Source organism: Ruegeria sp. BG7 (genome assembly GCF_056535685.1).
On record NZ_JBQFIU010000001.1, the window covers coordinates 3435453 to 3457753 of the forward strand.

General features: G+C 57.3%; 24 protein-coding genes. 10 read left to right on the forward strand and 14 right to left on the reverse strand.

The genetic code is table 11. The annotated features are described in order from the left end of the window. Nucleotides 1-12 precede the first annotated feature (12 nt). Nucleotides 13-2367 (forward strand): TRAP transporter large permease, encoded by a 2355-nt coding sequence (locus tag ACR3EH_RS16970; RefSeq protein WP_171185751.1) that lies wholly within the window; start codon nucleotides 13-15, stop codon nucleotides 2365-2367. Between the two features lie 130 nt (nucleotides 2368-2497). On the opposite strand, the gene ACR3EH_RS16975 is transcribed toward ACR3EH_RS16970, so the two are convergent. The 4 genes from ACR3EH_RS16975 to ACR3EH_RS16990 form a co-directional block, all read right to left on the reverse strand. Then, nucleotides 2498-2887: a VOC family protein gene (locus ACR3EH_RS16975; RefSeq protein ID WP_171185749.1), complete on the reverse strand. Its 390-nt coding sequence runs from the start codon at nucleotides 2885-2887 to the stop codon at nucleotides 2498-2500. 7 nt (nucleotides 2888-2894) lie between these two features. Then, nucleotides 2895-3719 (reverse strand): arginyltransferase, encoded by an 825-nt coding sequence (locus tag ACR3EH_RS16980; protein WP_171185747.1) that lies wholly within the window; start codon nucleotides 3717-3719, stop codon nucleotides 2895-2897. Nucleotides 3720-3794: 75 nt separating this feature from the next. Next, nucleotides 3795-4226: an RDD family protein gene (locus ACR3EH_RS16985; protein WP_171090593.1), complete on the reverse strand. Its 432-nt coding sequence runs from the start codon at nucleotides 4224-4226 to the stop codon at nucleotides 3795-3797. 65 nt (nucleotides 4227-4291) lie between these two features. Beyond that, nucleotides 4292-4714, reverse strand: a complete 423-nt coding sequence (locus tag ACR3EH_RS16990) for a DUF2852 domain-containing protein (RefSeq protein WP_171090591.1) — start codon at nucleotides 4712-4714, stop codon at nucleotides 4292-4294. A gap of 141 nt (nucleotides 4715-4855) precedes the next feature. On the opposite strand from ACR3EH_RS16990, the gene ACR3EH_RS16995 reads away from it, so the two are divergent. The 5 genes from ACR3EH_RS16995 to ACR3EH_RS17015 are packed head-to-tail and all read left to right on the forward strand — an operon-like array spanning nucleotide 4856 to nucleotide 10126. After that, nucleotides 4856-5245: a nuclear transport factor 2 family protein gene (locus ACR3EH_RS16995; protein WP_171185745.1), complete on the forward strand. Its 390-nt coding sequence runs from the start codon at nucleotides 4856-4858 to the stop codon at nucleotides 5243-5245. A 49-nt stretch (nucleotides 5246-5294) separates the two neighbouring features. Further along, nucleotides 5295-8090, forward strand: a complete 2796-nt coding sequence (locus ACR3EH_RS17000; RefSeq protein WP_171647629.1) for a [protein-PII] uridylyltransferase family protein — start codon at nucleotides 5295-5297, stop codon at nucleotides 8088-8090. Beyond that, nucleotides 8074-8346: a hypothetical protein gene (locus ACR3EH_RS17005; RefSeq protein ID WP_171185742.1), complete on the forward strand. Its 273-nt coding sequence runs from the start codon at nucleotides 8074-8076 to the stop codon at nucleotides 8344-8346. Before ACR3EH_RS17000 ends, ACR3EH_RS17005 begins: the two co-directional genes overlap by 17 nt. A 38-nt stretch (nucleotides 8347-8384) precedes the next feature. Next, nucleotides 8385-9587, forward strand: coding sequence for an RSP_2647 family RNA methyltransferase (locus tag ACR3EH_RS17010; RefSeq protein ID WP_171185740.1), 1203 nt, complete (start codon nucleotides 8385-8387; stop codon nucleotides 9585-9587). Then, entirely contained in the window at nucleotides 9584-10126 is a 543-nt protein-coding gene (locus tag ACR3EH_RS17015) for an RSP_2648 family PIN domain-containing protein (RefSeq protein ID WP_171185738.1), read from the forward strand. Before ACR3EH_RS17010 ends, ACR3EH_RS17015 begins: the two co-directional genes overlap by 4 nt. Nucleotides 10127-10196: 70 nt before the next feature. On the opposite strand, the gene ACR3EH_RS17020 is transcribed toward ACR3EH_RS17015, so the two are convergent. Together ACR3EH_RS17020 and ACR3EH_RS17025 are read right to left on the reverse strand one after the other, a co-directional pair. Next, the gene (locus ACR3EH_RS17020) at nucleotides 10197-10883 is read right to left on the reverse strand and encodes a M48 family metallopeptidase (protein ID WP_171186231.1); all 687 of its coding nucleotides are present in this window, start codon (nucleotides 10881-10883) and stop codon (nucleotides 10197-10199) included. Nucleotides 10884-10973: 90 nt separating this feature from the next. Beyond that, nucleotides 10974-12245, reverse strand: coding sequence for a hypothetical protein (locus ACR3EH_RS17025; RefSeq protein ID WP_171678518.1), 1272 nt, complete (start codon nucleotides 12243-12245; stop codon nucleotides 10974-10976). 202 nt (nucleotides 12246-12447) lie between these two features. Here ACR3EH_RS17025 and ACR3EH_RS17030 point away from each other — a divergent pair, with 202 nt between their 5' ends. Continuing rightward, a complete protein-coding gene (locus ACR3EH_RS17030; protein WP_171676334.1) occupies nucleotides 12448-12738 on the forward strand; it encodes a hypothetical protein in 291 nt (96 codons plus the stop codon). 152 nt (nucleotides 12739-12890) lie between these two features. On the opposite strand, the gene ACR3EH_RS17035 is transcribed toward ACR3EH_RS17030, so the two are convergent. From ACR3EH_RS17035 to ACR3EH_RS17055, 5 genes are all read right to left on the reverse strand, one after another. After that, nucleotides 12891-14075, reverse strand: coding sequence for a vWA domain-containing protein (locus ACR3EH_RS17035; RefSeq protein WP_171090575.1), 1185 nt, complete (start codon nucleotides 14073-14075; stop codon nucleotides 12891-12893). 4 nt (nucleotides 14076-14079) lie between these two features. Continuing rightward, a complete protein-coding gene (locus ACR3EH_RS17040; protein WP_171183603.1) occupies nucleotides 14080-14250 on the reverse strand; it encodes a hypothetical protein in 171 nt (56 codons plus the stop codon). A 7-nt stretch (nucleotides 14251-14257) separates the two neighbouring features. Beyond that, the gene (locus ACR3EH_RS17045) at nucleotides 14258-15634 is read right to left on the reverse strand and encodes a DUF2927 domain-containing protein (RefSeq protein ID WP_171676332.1); all 1377 of its coding nucleotides are present in this window, start codon (nucleotides 15632-15634) and stop codon (nucleotides 14258-14260) included. Then, on the reverse strand, nucleotides 15631-16080 hold the full coding sequence (locus tag ACR3EH_RS17050) for a GNAT family N-acetyltransferase (RefSeq protein ID WP_371810739.1): 450 nt from the start codon (nucleotides 16078-16080) through the stop codon (nucleotides 15631-15633). The genes ACR3EH_RS17045 and ACR3EH_RS17050 overlap by 4 nt, the downstream gene beginning before the upstream one ends. A gap of 101 nt (nucleotides 16081-16181) precedes the next feature. Next, nucleotides 16182-17027, reverse strand: a complete 846-nt coding sequence (locus ACR3EH_RS17055; protein WP_171090569.1) for an AAA family ATPase — start codon at nucleotides 17025-17027, stop codon at nucleotides 16182-16184. 382 nt (nucleotides 17028-17409) lie between these two features. On the opposite strand from ACR3EH_RS17055, the gene dksA reads away from it, so the two are divergent. Further along, nucleotides 17410-17832 (forward strand): RNA polymerase-binding protein DksA, encoded by a 423-nt coding sequence (gene dksA, locus ACR3EH_RS17060; RefSeq protein ID WP_170354457.1) that lies wholly within the window; start codon nucleotides 17410-17412, stop codon nucleotides 17830-17832. A 71-nt stretch (nucleotides 17833-17903) separates the two neighbouring features. Next, the gene (locus tag ACR3EH_RS17065; protein WP_171183599.1) at nucleotides 17904-19055 is read left to right on the forward strand and encodes an FAD-dependent monooxygenase; all 1152 of its coding nucleotides are present in this window, start codon (nucleotides 17904-17906) and stop codon (nucleotides 19053-19055) included. 4 nt (nucleotides 19056-19059) lie between these two features. On the opposite strand, the gene xth is transcribed toward ACR3EH_RS17065, so the two are convergent. Both xth and ACR3EH_RS17075 read right to left on the reverse strand, forming a co-directional pair. Continuing rightward, entirely contained in the window at nucleotides 19060-19839 is a 780-nt protein-coding gene (xth, locus tag ACR3EH_RS17070) for an exodeoxyribonuclease III (protein WP_171183597.1), read from the reverse strand. Between the two features lie 279 nt (nucleotides 19840-20118). Next, a complete protein-coding gene (locus ACR3EH_RS17075; protein ID WP_171183595.1) occupies nucleotides 20119-20442 on the reverse strand; it encodes a HesB/IscA family protein in 324 nt (107 codons plus the stop codon). A gap of 76 nt (nucleotides 20443-20518) precedes the next feature. On the opposite strand from ACR3EH_RS17075, the gene ACR3EH_RS17080 reads away from it, so the two are divergent. Beyond that, nucleotides 20519-21658, forward strand: coding sequence for a deoxyguanosinetriphosphate triphosphohydrolase (locus tag ACR3EH_RS17080; protein WP_216601670.1), 1140 nt, complete (start codon nucleotides 20519-20521; stop codon nucleotides 21656-21658). On the opposite strand, the gene ACR3EH_RS17085 is transcribed toward ACR3EH_RS17080, so the two are convergent. Further along, the gene (locus ACR3EH_RS17085; protein WP_171183591.1) at nucleotides 21659-22210 is read right to left on the reverse strand and encodes a putative pterin-binding protein; all 552 of its coding nucleotides are present in this window, start codon (nucleotides 22208-22210) and stop codon (nucleotides 21659-21661) included. It abuts the gene before it with no gap. Nucleotides 22211-22301 lie beyond the last annotated feature (91 nt).

A 22301-nucleotide genomic window follows, 5' to 3' on the forward strand; every position in this document is an offset into this window, starting at 1 on the left:
GAGACCAAGACAATGCTATTCGGACTTGATGGCGTCGAGATAGGCCTCATTATCGTATTTTTTTGCCTTTTCGGAGGCATCCTGTCCGGTTTTCCGGTGGCCTTTGCCATCGGCGGGGCCGGGGTTATCTCATTCGGGATCATCGCAGCCTTGGACAGCGCAGGATTGCTGATCCATCAGGCAATTGACACAGGCTCGCAAGCTTACCGGGATGTCGTGAACTCGGGTGTGAAACCCGACACGATATCTGTGTTCCGATACCCAGACTTACCGAGGATCGCCGAGCCGGTCTTTGTTCAAGGTTGGGAAACCGCTTTGGACCGCAATGTTTCGTTCATCGTGAACCGAATGAACGAACGTGTTCTGGCCGGTCAGTCCATTGAGACACTTCTGGCCGTGCTGATGTTCGTTCTGATGGGCATCACGCTTGAACGCTCGAAGATCGCAAACGATCTGTTGACGACAATGGCGCGTGTCTTTGGCCCATTGCCGGGCGGTCTGGCAGTGTCGATTGTGGTTGTTGGCGCGTTTCTGGCGGCCTCGACCGGTATCGTCGGCGCAACCGTGGTGACCATGGGTCTGCTGGCCTTGCCGACCATGTTGCGGAACAATTACTCACCAGAGCTGGCGACTGGTGTGATTGCGGCCTCGGGCACGTTGGGACAGATCATTCCACCGTCGATTGTCATCGTTTTGTTGGGAACGCTGGCCGGTGATCTTTATTCGACCGCGCAAGAAACGCGTGCGGTCGAGGCCGGATGTACCGATGCGCTGACCTATCTGGGTGAGCCCGCAGTGGTCTCGGTCGGAACCCTGTTTCAGGCGGCACTTCTGCCAGGGATCATGCTGGCCTTGCTGTATGCGCTCTATGCCTTTGGGTACGCGTTGCTGAACCCGGACAAAGCGCCAGCCGTTGAAATGTCCGGTGGCTCGGGTGAGACGATCACCCGCTCTGAGGGTCTGACCTGGCTGCTGGGCGCGCCGGTCGCGATCATTGTCGGTGCCGTGCTTTTGGGCAGTGCTGGCGTCATCGGCAGCCAGAACATCTCGGTCTCAGCATTCTCGGATGTCGGGCAGGGCGCATCGCTGCGCACCAACGTATCGGAAGAATGCAAGGCATCGATGATCGATCTGCATGGCCAGTCCGCCTGGGATCAGGCGGTTGCCGAGCAGGAAGAGATCGACGCTGCCGGTGGTATCGCCAATGCCGAGCGTTTGAGCGAGGAAGAGCTGGTCGAAGCCCGCGAGGCAAAAATCGCGAATGCAGCGCCGATTGGAAACGGAGTTGCGGTTTTTGTGGTGCTGCTGGCGCTGACCCTGGTTCTGGGTCGGGGCATCGCGCCCTCGCGCTCGCCACAGCCATTGATCGTTGGTGCGATTGGTCTTTTGTTGATGTTGTTGGTCGATGTTCTGTTTGTTGCACCGACTACATCTGCGGGGCTGACATTTGTTCTGTTGGCCATTCCCTTTGCCATTGCGATCTATGGTTGCCGGGAAGCGGCAGCACGCTGTGCGACCAACGACCTGATCCGAGTGGTGTTTCCACCCTTGGTTCTGATTATCGCGGTGCTGGGTTCGATCCTGGGCGGTATCACCAACCCGACACCTGCCGCCGCATTGGGTGCGGGCGGGGCAATCATGCTGGCCGCTTATCGCAAACTGCATGATCAGGGTCGTTCCGGCGGCGTCATCATCTGGTCGACCTTTGCCGTGATCATCTGTTTGCTGTTGGGCGTGAACTTTGACCTCAGGGTCAATCAGGAAGGTGCTTCGGTCGAAACCGTGATCGCTTTTGTTCTGGCTTATGCAACGTATCTGTATGCTCTGTTTGGCCTGTTATTTGGCTGCTGGGTGTTGTTTTCGAGCGGTGTTCTGACGCCTGTTGTTCGCGAGACAGCGAAAGTGACCTCGATGGTCTTTACCATTCTGATCGGGTCACAGTTGCTGAACCTTGTGGTGATCTCGTTTGGAGGCGAGCACTATATTCAGCAGTTCCTGAAGAGCTTTGACAACGAGTTTACGGTCTTCCTGATCGTGATGTTGGTGCTGTTCATTCTGGGCTTTGTGCTAGACTTCCTTGAAATCATCTACATCGTGATCCCCATTGTGGGGCCGGTGATTTATGGTGGATCTTTCGATCCGAAATGGGTGACGATCATGGTGGCTGTGAACCTGCAGACCTCGTTCCTGACACCACCCTTCGGATTCGCCTTGTTCTATCTAAGGGGGGTTGCCCCAAAAGAGGTCACGACCGGCCACATATACAGAGGGATCATACCGTTTGTGTTGATCCAGGTGGTTGGCATTGCGATCTTGTGGTTCTTCCCCTCGATCGTCACCATCGTGCCGGATCTGATCCCGAATTGATCCCGGTGAGCAAGATGCAAAGGGGGCCTGGTGGCCCCCTTTTCTTTTTTGCTTTGGAAAAGGGGCCAGCCCCTTCTTGGCCTGCGGCCAATTCATCCCCGAGGTATTTGTAGCCAGATGAAGATGCGGATCAGTTGAATTCTATCAGGTCCCAACGATTGCCGAAGGGGTCACGCCAGACTGCGACCTGGCCATAAGGCTCGGAGCGCGGGGTTTCTTCAAACGTGACGCCCCGTGCCAACATGTCGGTATGGTCGCGATGGAAATCATCTGTTTGCAGGAAGAAACCCACGCGGCCACCGGTCTGATTGCCAATAGCGGTTTCCTGGTCGGGGCCGTCAGCTTTGGCCAGCAGAAGAGAACTGCCATTTGAGCCGGGTGGGGCGATCAATACCCAGCGTTTGCCGTCGCCCAGGTCGATGTCCTGCAGAAGCTGGAACTTGAGCGCTTCGGTATAAAATGAGATCGCGGCATCGTAGTCGGGCACCACAAGGGTAACCGCGTGCAAATTTTGCTTCATGATGATGTCAGCCTTTGGTCGGATGGCGGTCGGGCAACTGAATATTGGCCACTTGTTCCGCTATTGGGGCTGAGGACAACGGGTGATGCGATGCATCGGAAAAGGCATCTGGATCTTTGATCTTTTGCCATTGGCCCTGAATATAAGCCTCGAGCCCTGAGAACTTGGCCTTGTAGCCCATCTTGGGGCTGCCCGGGACCCAGTAGCCCAAATAAATGTAGGGCAGGCCGGCTTCGCGCGCGATGTCTATGTGATCGAGGATCATGTATGTGCCCAGCGAATTCTGGGGCTGGTTTGGATCGTAGAAGGAATAAACCATGCTTAGCCCGTCATCGAGCACATCGGTCAGACTGACTGCGATCAGATCGCCGGTTTTCGGGTCGGCATATTCCACCACACGGCTGCGGATCGGAGTCTCTTCGATCATGGCAGCAAATTCGAATACATCCATGTCGGCCATGCCGCCGTCGGCGTGCCGGGTATCCAGATAACGGCGGAACAGTTCGTATTGTTCGTCTGTAGCCCAGGGTGACGTTGCGCGGCGTTCCAGATACCCGTTGCGCTTTGCAGCGCGTTTCTGGCTTTTGGTGGCGCGAAAGGCCGAAACGTCGATCCGGGCGGACAAACAAGCTGCGCAGTCCGTGCAGGACGGTCGGTAAAGCACGTTTTGCGATCGGCGAAACCCCTGCTGCGAAAGCGAGTTATTCAACTGCTCAGCGCCTTCACCTTGAAGGGCTGTAAACAATTTACGCTCCATCCTGCCGTCAAGATAGGGGCAGGGTTGTGGAGCGGTCACATAGAATTGTGGCGCAATTGGCAGCGTGTGTCGCATGAAGTTCCCATCTAGCCTCGGGACAGATGATAACAACCGTTCCCGAGACCGCCAAGTGATTCACGCAGTTGGGCCTCACGCTCTTTGATTGATCATAACAGTCCCCAGGAAACTGTCGGTCAGGCCCTGACCGCGAGCGCTTGTCAGCATCATGATGACCGAAATGATCTGGACCACGAAAAACGCCATGCTGACGAAATAACCGGCAGTATGTGCGATGGCTTTGCCCATATCCATACGTTCGCCAAACGCGTCGCGCAGTTCGATGCCCATGAAGCGCATACCCAGCGTGGCTGAGCCGTTCGAGATGGTGATGACCCGATACGCAAAGCTGATCACCGCATAAATCAGCGGTAGGAAAAACAGCCCCGCACCGAATGTCAGGAAGACGGGCACGATGCACAGCAGCGAGATGAAGGCGATATCGAACAACCACGCGACAAAGCGCTTGGTCGCAACCGAGCTGTAGAATTCTGGTTGAGTATCCGGGTTGGGCAGGTGGTTCATTCGTCAGGTCCGAAAGATAGGGTTGAGGCACCCTGACCCGAAGAATCGGGGCAGGGCAAGGGCTATCAGGCAGGTGCGCCTTTGCCGTCGTCTTCGTGGTTCTCGCGGGCGCGTTCGTCCATGAACTGGTCGAACTCGGCCTTGTCCTTGGCCTCGCGCAGACGGCGCAGGAAGGCTTCGAAATCCTGCTGTTCGCGCTCCAGACGGGCAAGGGTGTCAGCCTTGTAGGCGTCAAAGGCGCTGTTACCCGAAGGTTTCATCGCGCTCATGTGACTGTGCCAGGATTTGCGGCGGCTGCAGGACTTGCTGAACATGCGTTTGCTCCAGATCATATAAGCCAGAAGGGCTAGGCCAACGGGCCAGAAGAAGATGAACCCAAGGACCATGGCGGCGATCCAGGCCCCTTTGCCTTTGTCGTCCAGCCAGGCTTCAATTCGGTAAAGCCATCCCGGATTTGCGGGGACGGCGGGGTCTGACAGTGCAGTCATGAAAGCTCTCCAGGGTTGATGTAAATTCTTTTCACATTGTCTAGATGGGGATGCATTTTGGTGATGCAAGGGGTGATGTGAAAAAGATTTACATTCTGCAACTCGGTTGACGTTGAACACCTCTGATCGCAGGGTGCGGTCATGAATATGACTGAAAACAAGACAGCTCCGGCGTTGAATGAAATTCTTGATCTGGAAAAGCAGGTCTGGATGGCGTTGGTCGAAGGTAATGCAAGCGCAGACCGTGCTTTGCTGAGTGCAGATTTTCTGGGGGTTTACCCAACCGGGTTTGCCAATCGCGATGATCATGTTGGCCAATTCGCGGATTCTCCGACGATGGTGGAGTTTGATCTGAGCGATGCGCGGTTGCGGGTTCTGACATCGGATATCGTTTTGTTGTCTTATAGGGCTGATTACTTGCGTCCCGGTGCGACAGAGCGCGAAGCGATGCTGATTTCCTCATTGTGGGAACGAAGGAACGACGTCTGGGTCAACAGTTTCAGTCAGGACACACCCGTTCAGGACGTCTGATCAGAATGCCCCATTGACGATGACGCGCCGCGATGCGCAGGGTGCGCGCATGACTGACGCACTTGCCATTACCCGACTTCCACGTGCTTTTGATCCGTCTTTAGGAGATGAAGCGCGGGCCCTTATGCCAGATTTGCCGCAGGAAATGGGTGAGCTCGTGGCGGGCACTGCCGGGTCCAGCCCTTATCTGAAAGGTCTGATCGAGCGTGAGAAAAGCTGGTTGCCCGAGGCATTGGAGCAGCCGGATCAGGCCCTTGCGAACGTTATGGCTGCAGCGCGTGATCTGCCGCCCGATCAGTTGAAACCCGGCTTGCGGCAGGCCAAGCGACGTTTGGCGCTGCTGACCGCCTTGGCTGATATTGCAGGTGCGTGGCCGTTAGAGAAGGTCACGGCGGCCCTGACGGATTTCGGAGCCCTGGCTGCGGATGTTGCGGCCAAGGCCGAGATCGCTGCTTTGATCCGGCGCAAGAAACTGCCCGGAATGACTGAAGATGATGTCGAAAACGCAGCTGGGCTGGTCATTCTTGCGATGGGCAAGATGGGCGCGCATGAGCTGAACTATAGCTCGGACATTGACCTGATAGTCCTGTTTGATGAGACGCGTTTTGACCCAGATGATTTTTACGAAGCCCGGCAGGGCATGGTCCGGGCGACGCGAAACTTTTGCGCAACGCTCAGCGACAAGACGGCGGACGGGTATGTGTTTCGTACCGATCTGAGGCTGCGTCCTGATCCCGCCGTGACACCGGTCTGCATGGCGATGGAGGCGGCTGAACGGTATTATGAAAGCCTTGGTCGTACCTGGGAACGGGCAGCCTATATCAAGGCACGACCCTGTGCCGGGGATCTGGTTGCGGGTCAAAGGTTTTTGGACAGCCTGCGCCCATTCGTCTGGCGCCGTCATCTGGACTTTGCGGCCATTCAGGACGCCCATGATATGCGTCTGCGTATCCGCGAAAACAAAGGTACGGGTGGGTCCATGTCAATCCCCGGCCACGACATGAAGCTGGGGCAGGGCGGTATCCGAGAGATCGAGTTTTTCACTCAAACCCGCCAACTGATCGCAGGTGGGCGGGATGCTGACCTGCGGGTGCGGGGGACTGTTCCGGGGCTGGCAGCGCTGGCGTCAAAAGGCTGGGTGCCAGAGGACGTAGCCGAGAAACTGACCGATCATTACCGGGCGCATCGCGAGGTCGAGCATCGCATTCAGATGATCCACGATGCGCAGACCCACAAGGTTCCCAAAACGCCGGATGGGATCGAACGTGTTGCGTGCCTGATGGGGATCAGCAGCGCCGATTTGATGCAAGACCTGACGAACCGCCTGACCGAAGTACATGAACTGACCGAGGGGTTCTTTGCTCCGGGCCAATCACAACCGCCCGCGCCTGCGCAGGATGTCGAGTTCGACAAAAAGATACTGGCGCGTTGGACGACATATCCGGCGTTGCGAAGCCAGCGAGGTGCTCGGATTTTCGAACGTCTGCGGCCAGAATTGCTGTCGCGCCTCGCCAAGACGGCCAAGCCAGACGAGGCGCTTATGGCCTTGGACGGGTTTCTGGCCGGTCTTCCCGCCGGCGTGCAGCTGTTTTCCTTGTTCGAAGCGAACCCGCATCTGATTGACCTCTTGGTCGATATTGTTGGCACATCCCATGCGCTTGCTTCGCACCTGTCACGCAATGCGTCTGTGTTTGACGCAGTGATCGGGGGCAGTTTCTTTACCGATTGGCCGGGGCAAGAGGCGCTGCAGGCCGAACTGGCACAAGCCCTTTCAGAGGAAACGGACTATGAAACTCAGCTCGATCTGGCGCGGCGCTGGTGCAAAGAATGGCATTTCCGTATTGGTGTGCACCATCTGCGCGGCCTGATTGACGGGGCACAGGCCGGTCAGCAATACGCACAGCTTGCTCAATCGGTGATTGCAGCCATACTCCCACACGTCACTGAAAACTTCGCCCGCAAACATGGTCCTGCGCCGGGGCGCGGGGCGGCTATTCTGGGCATGGGCTCACTTGGGGCAGGGCGGATCAACTCGCAATCCGATCTGGACATGATCGTGATCTATGATCCCTTGGACCAAGAGATGTCGGATGGCCCGCGCCCATTGGCCGCGCGGACATATTACGCAAGGTTTACGCAGGCGCTGATCACCGCACTCTCGGCCCCCATGTCGCAAGGGCGTTTGTATGAGGTCGACATGCGATTGCGCCCCTCGGGCAATCAGGGGCCGGTGGCAACAAGCTGGGCCAGCTTTACCAACTATCAGCAAAACGAAGCCTGGGTGTGGGAGCATCTGGCCCTGACTCGCGCGCATGTCGTCGCGGGTGACGCGGGGCTGGCTGAGGACATTGAATCCTTCCGGGCTGAATTCCTGTCTCACCCACGAGAACAGGCTAAAGTCCTGCGCGAAGTGGCAGAGATGCGCGCGCGCCTCGCCGCCGCCAAGGCACCTGCGGGCATCTGGGATGCCAAGAACGGACCGGGGCGTCTGATGGACATCGAACTGATGGCCGAGACCGGCGCTTTGCTGGCCGGCTCGGCGCAGCGTGATGTATCGTCGGGTCTGGATGGGGCCGTCGCAGCCGGATTGCTGAATGTCGCGCAGGCGCAATCGCTGAAAGAATGCTATGATTTATGCTGGTCCGTGCAATGTGCCGCCCGCCTACTGTCGGGCAAGGTCATCGAAGCGGACAAGATCGGTGAGGGTGGCACCGCGTTTCTATGCCGCGCAACCGGGTTCGAACAGGTCGAGGCGCTGCAGGCGGCATTGCAGGACAGTTACACGACCGCAGCCGATCTGATCGGAGGCGTGATCAAAGGGGGCGAAGATGGCGCGCAGCACTGATCCCAACGACCACAAGGGTCTGATCCTTGAAGCCTATCGCATTGAGGGCATCACCTTGCCCGAATGCCGCAGCATTTTTCTGGACTGGGCGCTCAGCCTGCCTGCCGATCGCGATCAGAATACAGCGCTGGCGGAATTGCACGCGGGCTACGTGGACCAAAACCCCGATCATCCCATGACACAAGTCCTGAGCGAGGGTCTTCAGGCGGCTCAGACCCCCAAACGCCGAGGCGGATGGCGATCCCGTAACCGCTAGGGGTTTTCGACCGCCGCGTTCATGACTATGAGGGCGCCATGACCCAATCTGCCGACCGCCCCCGTATCCGCCTGAAACCCAAAGCCAATGCGCGCGGCCTGCGTCATGGCTTCCCTTGGGTCTATGCCAACGACATCGTCACCGACCGCCGTACCCGTAAAATCCCTGCCGGTGCACTGGCCGTGCTTGAGGATGAAAAACGCGCGCCCATCGCGCTGGTGGCGGTCAACCCCGAGTCCAAGATCATGTGCCGGGTGCTGGACCGGGATATTGACGCGCAGCTTGACGCCGCGTGGTTCGAAACCCGCCTGCGGCGCGCTCTTGAGATGCGCGAACGCCTGTTTGACGCGCCGTATTACCGCCTGATCCATGCCGAGGCGGATGGCTTTCCCGGCGTGATCATCGACCGTTTTGGAGACGCCTGCGTTATCCAACCGAACGCGGCCTGGGCCGAGGCGCATCTGGACCTGCTGACAGATGCTCTGGTCAGGGTCACTGGCGTGACCACGGTTCTAAAGAACGCCTCGGGTCGCACGCGCGGGCTGGAGGGGCTGGACGATGTCAACCTAACCCTGCGCGGCACCGCACCCGATGCACCCCTGCCGGTGCCGATGAATGGCGCGACCTATATGGCCGATCTGACCGGCGGGCAGAAAACCGGCCTGTTCTATGACCAGCGTCCCAATCATGCCTTCGCTGCGCGGCTTGTTCATCCCGGAGCGCACGTGTTGGACGTCTTCAGCCATGTAGGCGGCTTTGGTCTCGCCATGCTGGCAGGCGGTGCTGGGCAGGCGCTGTCTGTGGATGGCTCTGCCGCCGCACTGGAGTTGGCGGCAAAGGGTGCTGAGGCTTCGGGCCTTGCTGACAAGTTCCAAACCCGGCAAGGCGACGCGTTCGACGTGTTGACCCAATTGGGGGAAGAGGGCGCGCAGTTTGACGTCGTGATCTGCGACCCGCCCGCTTTTGCGCCGTCGAAACAAGCGCTGGATGCAGGGCTGCGCGCCTATGAGCGGATCGCCCGATTGGCCGCACCTCTGGTCAAATCCGGCGGTTACCTGGGGCTGTGCTCATGTTCACACGCCGCTGATCTGGGGCGATTCCGCGATGCCTCATCCCGCGGGATCGGTCGGGCCGGACGGCAGGCACAACTGATCCATACCGGGTTTGCGGGCCCGGATCACCCGCAATTGCCGCAACTGGCGGAAAGCGGCTATCTCAAAGCGGTGTTCTATCGCCTATGAAAGCCGTGCTCGACACCTGCGTGATCTACCCCACGGTGATGCGCGAGATGTTGTTGGGGGCCGCGCGTCTGGGTCATTTCACCCCGATTTGGTCTGCACGTATCCTCGAGGAATGGGCCCGCGCCGCCCGCAAACTTGGCCCAACGGGTGAGGCACAAGCCCGTGCCGAAATCGCACTGACACAAGCCAATTGGCCCGATGCCGAGCGCGCGCCGAACGAGGGACTGCAAAACCGCCTTTGGCTGCCTGATGCTGCTGACATTCATGTATTGGCCACCGCAATTGCTGCGTCCGCCGATGTAATCGTGACGGTGAATGCGAAAGATTTCCCCAGAAATATCCTAGCCGAAGAAGGGCTTGATCGCGTCGACCCTGACAGTCTGCTTCACGGTTTCTGGCAAGCAGACGCAACCGGGATGAACGCACTCGCGGCTCAGGTCCTTGCCGAGGCCAACCGTCTCTCAGGTGTTCAATGGACGTTGCGCGCATTGATGAAAAAAGCCCGCCTTCCCCGATTGGGCAAAGCCCTTACCACGTAAACGGGATCTATCTTCGTCTGGCTAAAAATACCTCGGAGAGCGCGAGAGGCTGGCCTCTCGCTGCGCACCCTCAGCCACGTTCCCAACGCTGCTCAAGAGCTTCCAACGCTGCAATCCGCTCGTCCGTCTTGGGGTGGCTCATCAACCACGCCGGAACGACACCGGCGCGTTGCTGCGTCAGGTCCTCCAACTTGTGAAACAGTGATTTCTGCGGTCCAATTCCGATCCCGGCCTTGGTCAACAAAGCTGCGGCATATTCGTCGGCCTCATACTCATCCCCACGTGACAGGCGCGAGGCCAAAAGAGCGGTCAAAGCATTGGCAATCATCGCACCGATGAACGGGATGAACCGGTTCAGGACCAGTATCAACGCCGTCCGCATCGCGTTCTGACCGGAAAAATCAATCATCCGTCGACGTGCGTGCCCCAGCGCCACATGCCCCAACTCATGCGCGATGACACTGGCCATTTCCTCGGCTGAAACTTCGCCATTGCGAAACTTGCGATAGAACCCCCGCGTAATGAAAATCCGCCCGTCTGGGGCGGCCAACCCATTCACCGGGTCGATCTCATAGATGTAAACCGGTACCCGATCGATACCCAAAGCAGCGGCCAGCCGGTCCGTCATGCGTTTCAGCGCGGGGTCGGCCAGTTCGGTCGACTTTGCGTCCAGCTCTCGGTGGGTGCGCCAGACGGATATCCGGTACATCGCAAGGCCATACAAAACGGCCAGAAAGATCGGGGTGAGTTTGATCATAGCCCAGATATGGTTCTTCATCGCGAGTTCGGCAAGGCACAATGGCCCTGCCAGACGCTTCAATACCGTTTTGTACTGCCCAGGCTATGATCACTTCCGGGGTGCAGGAAGCTTCAGGTTTTCATGTAGGTCAGCCAGAGTTTCGATTGTCAGTGTGGAACCCTTGGAGGCTTCAAAAAATGCGTGTTCAGCCTCTTTTTGCGCGACCAGGCTATCCGTTCTCAAATCTCTCACATCAGCGCGCAGAGCGTCCTGTGCCTCCTCAAAGGTCTGTGCGTCCCGCAGTTCGTTTTCCAACGCATCGAGTTTCTCGTTGTAGTCCGGGTCACCGGGATCGAGCGCTGCGATGTCATCGGCAATCTGGTCGCTACTTCGCCCGTCGTAGCTTTCGTTCAGATCCCGCAAATCACGCCGTGCGTCATATAACTGCCCGCGCAAGTCGTAATATTCGGTCGCCGCTGCCTGATAAGTGGCGATTTTCCCAACATTGCTGTTGGCTGCAGCGTTCTGGAAGGCTGGGGCCGCCGCTTTCGATGCATTCAGATTGCGCAGCTTGTCCGAACCGTAAGGATCGGTGATCTCAGCAACCAGCGGGTCATGATAGCGGTGTTTCTTACCGTTATAAGGCGTCTTATGGCGAAGTTGGAATTCGGTTTCTTTCGGGTTGTAGTTATGGGTCTGAGAATACTGATGATAGCTTGGATCGTAAGGCACCGGTTGCACAGTCACATCGTCTTTGTAACGGTTCTTGGGTTGCGGAAGCCCAAGATTGTCATGGAAATCTCCCAAAGTATCTTTGGTCAGGGAACGCCCTTTGGAGGCGTCAAAGAACGCGTCTTCTGCCTCTTGCAGCGCATCATTTGTCTGATACCGCAGGTCTTTCAGATCGGCGCGCAATCCGTCGCGTGTTTCCTCATATGTTTCAGCGTCCTGCAATTCGGATTCCAGAGCTTCGCGTTTGCTGTCATAATCCGGATCATTCGGATCAAGCGCTGCGATGTCGTCGGCAATTTGGTCGCTGGTTCGCCCGTCATAGCTTTCGTTCAGATCTAGCAAATCGCGTCTCGTGTCATACAACTGCCCACGCAAATCGTAATATTCCGCGGCAGCAGCCTGATAAGTGGCGATTTTCCCAACATTGCTGTTGGCTGCAGCGTTCTGGAAGGCAGGAGCCGCCGCTTTCGACGCATTCAGATTGCGCAGCTTATCCGAACCGTAAGGATCGGTAATCGCAGCAACCAAAGGGTCGTGATAGCGGTGTTTTTTGCGGCCATCCAAGTCAGGAGCAACATCATATCGTACAACAGGACGTAAAGAACGTTCGACCGGTTTCACTGAAACGGTCTTGTATGCGCGTGTCATTTTTGCGGACTTGCCGTTGGACTTCTTTGTGGGCTGTTTGCCAAACAGCTGCCGTACATCCTTCTTGAACTCTCGCCCAAATTCGCCAAGTGAGACCCGCCGAGCTTTTTGGTTTCCTCCAGCGATAGATTTAGACTTTTTTGTCTTGGCCGCGTGTTGCTTTTTCGCTCCGGCACCTTTCCCCGAAGCTGAGGATTTGCCCTTGGATTTGTTTTTCCCACCACTACTGGCATGGGATCCTTTTGAGGAGTTTCCTTTGCCACCGCCGTCGGCCTGCGATCCCCTTGACGAATTCCCTTTTCCTTTGGATCCGTCCCCATTGTCTGCTTTCCCAGAATTCCCATTCCCTTTGCCGTTCTTTGCAAAAGCTGTATCCGGCGCAAGTGCAAATGTCGCGGCCGCCCCGAACGTAACGATCAATGAAATGGCGGTTGCCACGGACGCAAGAAGATTTCTTAATTTGCGGTTGGTCATGTCTGCCCCCAAGCTTTGACCCGCTTGCACATTAACATGAAACTGAAGATCGGCGAGCCTTGAGGCCGCTTTAGTACGGAACTCGCAAACAATCGGCGCATTTGCGCGCCTATCTTTCAAATCTGTTCATAATTCGGAAACAATAAGGCGGCGCTTGGGGGCTTGCTTTGGCTACCGCGTAAGTTCCCTCATGCCCTGTTCCAGGCCGGCCAGTGTCATGGGCACCATACGATCCTCGAAAATCTCTCGGATCATCCCAATGGAATGGGTGTATTCCCAATATTTCTCGGGCACTGGATTGATCCAAAGGTTGGATGCCCACTGTTCGCGCGCCCGTTGCAGCCAGACTTGTCCGGCTTCCTGATTCCAGTGTTCGTTGGCACCGCCGGGATAGGCGATTTCATACGGGCTCATCGAGGCGTCGCCGACGAAGATGCATTTGTAGTCACCGCCATAGGTGCGCAGCACTTCGTGCGTGGGGGTCTGTTGATCCCAGCGACGGCGATTGTCGCGCCAAACACCTTCATAAAGGCAGTTGTGGAAGTAGTAATATTCCAGATGCTTGAACTCGGTTCGGGCAGCGGAAAACAGTTCTTCGACCACCTTGATGTGCGGGTCCATTGATCCGCCCACGTCCAGAAACAGCAGCACCTTGACCGCGTTGTGACGCTCGGGGCGGGTCTTGACGTCCAGATAGCCATGTTCAGCCGTGGCGCGGATGGTGCCGTCCAGATCCAGCTCTTCAGCCGCGCCTTCACGGGCCCAGCGGCGCAGCCGTTTCAAGGCGACCTTGATGTTGCGTGTGCCCAGTTCAACTGTGTCGTCTAAGTTTTTGAATTCCCGCTTGTCCCAGACCTTTACGGCGCGCTGATGGCGGCTTTCCTTCTGACCGATGCGGACGCCTTCGGGGTTATACCCGTAGGCCCCAAATGGAGAGGTTCCGGCTGTGCCAATCCACTTGTTGCCCCCTTGATGGCGGCCCTGTTGTTCCTTGAGCCGCTCGCGCAGGGTTTCCATCAGCTTATCAAACCCGCCAAGCGCTTCAATCTCGGCTTTTTCCTCATCCGACAGGTGCTTTTCGGCCATCTTGGCCAGCCAGTCGCCAGGGATATCCACGGCTTCCAGAACCTGATCGAAACTGATCTCATTCAGCCCTTCGAAGCTGGCAGCAAAAGCGCGGTCAAACTTGTCGATGTTGCGTTCATCTTTCACCATCGACACACGCGCGAGGTAATAAAACGCTTCGACATCATAAGTGGCGAGACCCTTTTTCATGCCCTCCAGAAAAGTCAGGTATTCTCGGAGCGAGACCGGAATTCCAGCTTTGCGGAGGTTTTCGAAGAAGGGCAGAAACATCGCGCTATACCACCAAGCGGACCAGAACGAGCGATATTATTAACCCGACCAGCGCAAACGCGATCCCGTAGCCTGCCGCATATTGCGCCATGTCGGCCCCGTTGCCATTGCGTCTCTTCGCGGTCAAAGCGCCCAGGATTGCCCCCAGGATCGCCATTCCCAAAACTACCACCATATGCGTTTCACCCGTCTGTCGTGCTGCTGGAACTCCGCTGGCCTGCACTTTCAATCAAAGATTGGGCCACCAGTTCCGAGCCGAACCCGTATCGCGCCCAACCAATGCTGTCCAGCCTGACCGAACGGGCCTGTTGAAGCTGTCCGGACTGTTTCAAAGCTTCGGACTTCAACAGAAGCAACGTAGCTAAAATCGAGGCGTTTTCGGCGCGGGTCATCACGTAAATGGCGTTGTTCAGTTCAGGCAAGACGCGGGGCCCCTGGTTTTGAGCCAAAGCAAATGCAGCGGTCTGAGTGGTCACATAGGCCTGGTGAACTTCGGTTCCAGGCGTTGCCTTCAGAAACTGCTGAGCAATCTGGAACTGGCGCAGCGCTTCGTTCGGATTTCGGAACTGCTCCATCCGACCCATCAGGTAGTGGGGGTAAGCGCGGCGGTGGTCCGTCCATCCCAGTCGTTGACCGATGCTTGCTGCTTTTCTGGCTGCCCGCATTTGCCGGGGCGAACCGGGCCCAGGCCCCAGCGATTTCTGGATGGCGTCGATCCATTCACGTGGAGTTTCGGTTGCAGGTTGCGCAGCCAGCCGATTGCCGCGCGGGTTCAGGCGGCTCAGTACCCCGGGGATCACGGCGGTAACTTCTTCGCGGCTCATGCCCGTGCGCAGTTCGGGCGCATAAGCGGCACGCAGGATCAACATGTCAAACCCGGTCAGAACGGTGTGGATGTTGTCGTCGTTGAACACAGAATCCGGCAGGTGATAGAGGTCATTCAACGGCCCAAGGGCCTGGGCCAGCTCTTCATGCAGGCAGTCCCGTATTTCTTGTGGGCTGACATCATAAGGGATGAAAATGCCAAGCCGTTCGCGTTGGCGCAGTTCGGTCCAACTGCTTTTCGCCTTGCGGCGGTCACGGCGGTATTCGTCCAGGCTTGAGGCGTTTGGAACCACGAAACAGGCTGCATTGGGCAGAATGCGCAGGATGTCTTCCTGGCTGACTGCCTCGATCGTGATATTGGCCTGACCCTCACGGATCTGCCGGATATTGATCCCGGCTTCGCGTTTCAGGCGGTTCAGCAGTCGTGTCAGATCCTGTTGCATGCTGGCGGTGGGTGAACCTGTCAGCCTTACTGTGACCGGTGTTTCAAACCGGGTGAACACGGGCAGCGCGGCCCCGCTTTCTAACGCGAAATGCAATGCCACAAAGTCTTCGGCGATGTTCTTGTTGGATCGGGCAGGTGGCCAGGGCCGCGGAGCACCAAAGGTCTTGGTCGGAGGCAATGTCGCCTCAACCGAGCGAACCTCGTCTGACACCGGAACCGTTTGAATGGTTTCTACAGTTGTACAGCCCGCCGCAAACAACGCCAGAACAAGAGCGGACCAACGCATCATGTGCGGGAATACTTGATAAATGGCGTGACCGTTCCGATGCGGTCATAGAGCTGGCGCGCGGTTTTGTTGAACTCCTGTGTCAGCCAATAGACAGACGGGGCACCTTGCCGGTCAGCCTCGTCATACACCGCCTGGATCAACGCACGGCCCGCGCCTGTTCCACGGGCTTCGGGGCGGGCGAACAGGTCTTGAAGATAGCAGACCTTTTCCACTTTCCATGCGTGGCTGTGAAACAGGTAATGCGTCAACCCGACCAGATTGCCATCCTGCTCGGCGACAAAACATGAAAAATCCTGCGGATCATCACCCAACAGTCTTGAGAATGTCGTCTCGTACACCTCTGCGGGCAGCGTGGTTTCATAGAACGCTAGATAGTCCCGCCACATGACAGCCCACTGATCCTTGTCTTCGGCTTGAAGTGGGCGGATTTTCAATGTGTTCGCCAAGCGATCTATCCAATTCTGTGAGGTTGAGCCTGTCACTTTCGCGATGCTGACAGCCGGGGTGCAGCAACGCAAGCCAAGATCACCAAATGTTCAGGTTTCAGCTACCGTTTGCCGCGTGCCATGAAGGCCAGGCGTTCGAACAAATGCACATCCTGCTCATTTTTAAGCAACGCTCCGTGCAATTTGGGCAGGGCGCTGGCCCCGTCGCGCTTGAGGTCTTCGGCGCTCAGGTCTTCGGCCAGCAACAGCTTCAGCCAGTCCAGAACTTCTGAGGTTGAAGGTTTTTTCTTCAAACCCTGTGTCTCACGGATTTCATAGAACTGGGTGAGCGCCGTGGTCAAAAGCGCGTCTTTGATGCCGGGGTGGTGAACTTCGACGATACGGCGCATCGTGGCCTCATCGGGGAAGCGGATATAGTGAAAGAAGCAACGGCGCAGAAAGGCGTCGGGCAGCTCTTTTTCATTGTTTGAAGTGATGATGACGATGGGGCGGTTCTTGGCCCGGATTGTTTCTCCGGTCTCATAGACATGGAACTCCATCTTATCGAGTTCCTGCAAAAGATCGTTGGGAAATTCGATATCCGCCTTGTCGATCTCATCGATCAGCAGAACAACCTTTTCATCGGCGTCGAATGCCTGCCATAACTTACCCTTGCGGATATAGTTCGACACGTCATGCACGCGCTCTTCGCCCAACTGACTGTCGCGCAGGCGGCTGACAGCATCATATTCATACAGCCCCTGCTGCGCGCGGGTGGTGGATTTCACGTTCCACTCGATCATCCGTACGCCCAACGCGCCGGCCACCTGTTTGGCCAACTCAGTCTTGCCAGTGCCGGGTTCCCCTTTGACCAGCAGAGGGCGTTCGAGTGTGACGGCTGCGTTCACGGCAATGGTCAGATCGTCTGTGGCGACATATTCGGCTGTACCTTGAAAACGTGCTGTCATGGGCCTCTCATGTGGTTGTGCGACGTGGTCGGGCAAACTGTGTTTTCCGGGTTACAGAGCGGCAAGGTTTTTGACAACCCGCGTCCCTGCGTCGAACAACGGGATTTTTACTGCATCTCCAAGCCCTTTTGCTTGATTCGCGTGCAGTCGACGTTAAGGCGTTAAGTTAGCCGCCCCAAAAAAGCCTGCTGAATTTCATAGAAAAACAAGGTTTTCTTGATGTTTGTCTCATATTTAGACAAATCCGCGTGGGCGAATGTGGATGCAACGTTTGTGTAGTGACATTCCACGGCCCGTCGGCTAAACGCTGCGCAGAAGGGAGAGCCAAATGTCAGGTGAAACAACCGCGACCGACGTTTCTGGCCATACCGAGGGAGCAAATATGAAGCAGGAAGTTTTTCTGCCGGAGGACTACCGTCCGGCCGAAGATGAACCTTTCATGAATGATCGTCAGCTTGAGTATTTTCGGCGCAAGCTGCTGGATTGGAAGACAGAACTATTGGCAGGCAGTCGCGACACGATTGAAGGGCTGCAGGACAACACCCGTAACATTCCGGACGTCGCAGATCGCGCCAGCGAGGAAACCGACCGTGCGCTGGAACTGCGTACACGGGATCGTCAGCGTAAGCTGGTCGCCAAGATCGACTCGGCCCTGCGCCGGATCGACGAAGGGGAATACGGGTATTGCGAAAAGACCGGCGACCCGATCTCGCTGAAACGTCTGGACGCGCGTCCCATTGCCACCATGACGCTTGAGGCACAAGAACGTCACGAGCGCCGCGAAAAGGTCCACCGCGACGATTGATCGCCGGTTTGGGGTTAAAAACTTAAGCGCCGGGGCCTGTGGCTCCGGCGTTTTTGCGTTAAGGCGGGGGCATGAATATCCATGGTTTGAAATTCTGCGTGATTGGTGGCGGCATCGGAGGTCTGGCCACCGCGCTAGCACTGCAAGTCAGGGGCGCACAGGTCACTGTGCTTGAACAGGCTGCCGAACTGACCGAAGTCGGAGCAGGTCTGCAAATCAGCGCCAATGGCACGGCTGTGCTGAGGGCTCTTGGCGTTGCAGAGGGCAGGCCTGCTTTAGGGCAAAAATCGTTTGGCACAGTTCTGCGTGATTATCGGAAAGGGCGGGTGATCAGCCGCGTACCCAGTCCCGCCGCAGGATCAACATATTACTACCACCGCGCTGACCTGCTTGATTTACTGCACACGGCCGCGTTGCGCGCCGGAGTGGAACTGCGTCTAGGATCACGCGTTACGGAAGTGCGCAAACACCCCGGAGAGGCCGAGATCGTTCTGGAAGGCGGCGAAAGGCTGCGGGCCGAATGTGCCATTGCGGCAGACGGTGGACGCAGCGCGATCCGGCCGATCCTCAACGGGCCCGAAACACCAGCCTTCACCCATCAAGTCGCATGGCGGGCCACGATTCCATGGAACCGTCCCGAGCAGATGCCGCGCGCAGCGCTGACAATGGGCCCCGGACGTCACGTGGTGACGTATCCTTTGCGCGACCAAAGCCAGATGAACATCGTAGCGATCGAAGAACGGTCAGACTGGCATGAGGAAGGCTGGCGTCTGGAGGGCGATCCAGTTGATCTGCGTGCACGCTTCGCGGACTTTAGCGGGGAAGTGGGCGATATTTTGGCGCAAGTCCAGAATGTCAACATTTGGGCTTTGTTCCTGCGCCCGGTTGCCGAGAAATGGCAAAACGGTCGCCTTGCCCTGCTGGGGGATGCGGCGCACCCGACGCTGCCCTTCATGGCGCAAGGAGCTTGCTTGGCACTGGAGGATGCATGGTGTCTTGCACGCGCCTTCGAGGCGCAGTCGGGTGTCGCACAGGCGTTGGCTGCATACGAAAGTGCGCGCAAAGCACGCGCGCGAAAAGTCGTTGCTGCAGCGGGATCAAACGCGCGGAACTTTCATCTCAGGGGCCCAATGCGCCTAGCTGCACAGGCCGCTTTGATGGCGCTTGGTCCAAGGCTCGCGCAACGATACGAGTGGATTTACAGCTACGATCCGACGGCCTGAGGGACTACAGGTCCAAATCAACCCAGACCGGCACGTGATCCGAAGGCTTTTCATGTCCACGGATTTCAAAGTCGATCCGGCAATCGCGCATCAGATCCGCAGCCTGAGGGGTCAAGAGGAAATGGTCGATCCGAATGCCGTCATTTCGGTTCCAGGCACCGGCCTGATAATCCCAGAACGAATAATGCCCGGGGCCTTGGGTCGTGGCCCGGAATGCCTCGGTAAACCCAAGGTTCAGGATCTTGCGAAACGCCGCGCGGCTTTCGGGCCGGAAAAGGGCGTCCTCCCGCCATGCCTCAGGACGTTTGGCATCTTCGGCCTGCGGGATGATATTGTAGTCACCCGCCATCAGGGCTGGCTCTTCACTGTCCAGCAGGTCACGCGCGCGTTGATACAGTCGTTCCATCCACGACAGCTTATAGTCGTATTTCGGGCCAGGCACGGGATTGCCATTGGGCAGGTACAGGCCGCAGAGCCGCAGCGCTTTTTTTCCGATAACCGTGGCTTCGATCCAGCGAGCTTGCTCGTCTTCTTCGTCACCCGGCAGACCGCGCGAGACATCTTCCAATGGCAGTTTCGACAGGATGGCCACGCCATTGAAACTCTTTTGCCCGTGGGTTTCCACGTTATATCCACGCTCTTCAAACATTTCGCGGGGGAAGTTCTCGTCGATGGATTTGATTTCTTGCAAAAGAACGACGTCAGGTTGCCCGTCGTCCAGCCAACGGGGAAGGGCTTCGGCCCGCGCTTTGATGCCGTTGATGTTGAATGTGGCGATTTTCATGCGCGATCCTCCGAAGCCTTTGGCAACCTATCGCTCAGAATGAACCCAGCGGCAAGGTGGCGGTGGGGTTTGCGAGGCTCTGCCTCGCGCTCCGAGGTAATTTGGCCAGATGAAGAAACGGATCCTTAACCCATTCACTCGATGGTTTTGAGGCGGTACAGGCGGAGGCGCCAATGACCGCGCCAGGTGAAGCTCTCTGATCGTTGGGTCAGAGAGCGGATCCCTGCTTCATCTGGCTAAAAATACCTTGGGGGTGTGGGGGCAAAGCCCCCGCGGCGCTTACATCGAAAAAGATGTGCCGCATCCACAGGAAGAGGTTGCGTTGGGATTGTCGATCACAAAACGCGCGCCGATCAGCTCTTGAGTGAAGTCGATGACCGCATTTTCCAGGAAAGGCAGCGAGATCGCATCAACGATGACTTTCTGACCATTGCCTTCAAGGATCAGGTCATCCTCTTTAGGGGTGTCCAGCGCGATTTCGTACTGAAAGCCCGAGCAACCGCCGCCTTCCACTGCAACACGCAGAGCCTGGCCCTGATCCGCCGCGCCAATTTCGGCCAGACGTTCAAAAGCGCGATCAGTGACTGTAGGGGGCAGATTCATGCCGCTCTCCAAAGGTTTATTTCCTCAGCATCCTACAATATATGGAACTCGAGGACAGGCGACAAGGACTAGACCTTTGGTCAGAGCGAGTTTTGCCTCGGACCCGGACCGCGCAAGAGGGCGGCTGGTACCTGAGGAAGAGAGCAGCTTCCGGTCATGCTTTCAACGCGATCGGGACAGGATCATTCATGCCAGCGCATTTCGGCGGCTCAAGCACAAGACACAGGTCTTTGTCGAGCATGAGGGCGACAGCTATCGCACGCGCCTGACCCATTCCATAGAAGTGGCGCAGGTGGCGCGGACCATCGCCGGGGCGTTGGGTCTGAACCCAGAACTCACCGAGGCTGTGGCTTTGGCCCATGATCTGGGGCACACGCCGTTTGGTCATACTGGTGAAGACGCCTTACATGCCTTGATGGAGCGCTATGGTGGCTTTGACCACAACGCTCAGGCCATTCGGATTGTGACGCGGTTAGAGCGCCACTACGCCGAGTTCGACGGCTGCAACCTGACATGGGAATGTCTGGAAGGGATCGCCAAACATAACGGCCCGGTAGTCGGAGAACTGCCCTGGGCGCTGGCCGAGTGCAATGAGGGATTCGATCTTGAACTCCACACCCATGCCAGCGCCGAGGCGCAGGTGGCGGCGCTGTCTGACGACATCGCTTACAACAATCACGACCTGCTGGATGGGTTGCGGGCAGGCTTGTTCAAAGACGATGATCTGCGCGACATGCCCATTGTTGGGCAGTGTTACGCGGAAGTAGACGCAAAATATCCAAACCTTGACCCGTATCGGCGGCGTCACGAAGCGCTGCGGCGGGTGTTTGGCGTTATGGTGTCTGACGTTATCAACACGTCCCGTGACCTGATTGAAAACTCGGGGGCGCAGTCTGTCGAGGATATCCGCCATCTGGGCTATCCCGTCATACAGTTTTCACACGGGGTCTGGGCGCAACTTCGCGAAATCAGGGCGTTTCTGTTTACCCGGATGTATCGTGCCCCAAGTGTCATGAAGGTCCGGGCCGAAGTCGCAACGATTGTTGAGGACCTGTTCCCCATTTATCTGAATGATCCGAAACAGATGCCTGCGCGCTGGCACAATGACATTGAAGCTGCCAAGGATGAGACCGCCTTGGCGCGTATTGTTTCGGACTACATTGCGGGTATGACCGACCGGTTTGCTCTGCAGGATCACGCCCGGCTGACGGGCTGATCACTCTACAGCGATGTAAGCTATGGCCCAGACTTGCTGCCCCGCTTGTTCCGCCGATTGGTCAGCGTCGTCTGTTGGCGGGAATACGATCATCGTGGGGCCGTACCCTCCGATCCCCATGGGTGAACCATCGGCGTGCGTGGCGATGATTGGTTTATGGGTGGTGATGCTGTCCCACGCGATTTCGGCCTGATACCCGTCCAAAGCCATGGGCAGCGCTGATTTACCTTCGGCACCAGCCATGATCATGACTTCTGAAAGAAGGGGGCCCGAGAACGTATAATCTCGTTGATTGCCCGGAGAGCCATAGGGGATGGTGATTTCAACCTGTTGCAGCGCATCCAGCATGGCCGCATCAAATCCGGCAGCGCCGTCATGTGTGACTTCGAGGTATCCTAGCAAGCCGCCGTCATTCTCACCGCGCGCTGGCAGGTTTGTTTCGCTGACAGCGCCGCCCAGCGTCAGCAACACATGGCCTTGCGGCTGTGGCAGATCGGCCAGAGCCGGAATAACTGTCGTCAGAAGCAGGGCAAAAGGCAAGGCACGGCGCATGTGTGTCTCCGGTCGTTGTGATCAGGCCGAGAGTAGCGAGGTTTGCGCTCAAACCAAGCTTAAACATTAGGCGTCCATTGACCTTGCCGCT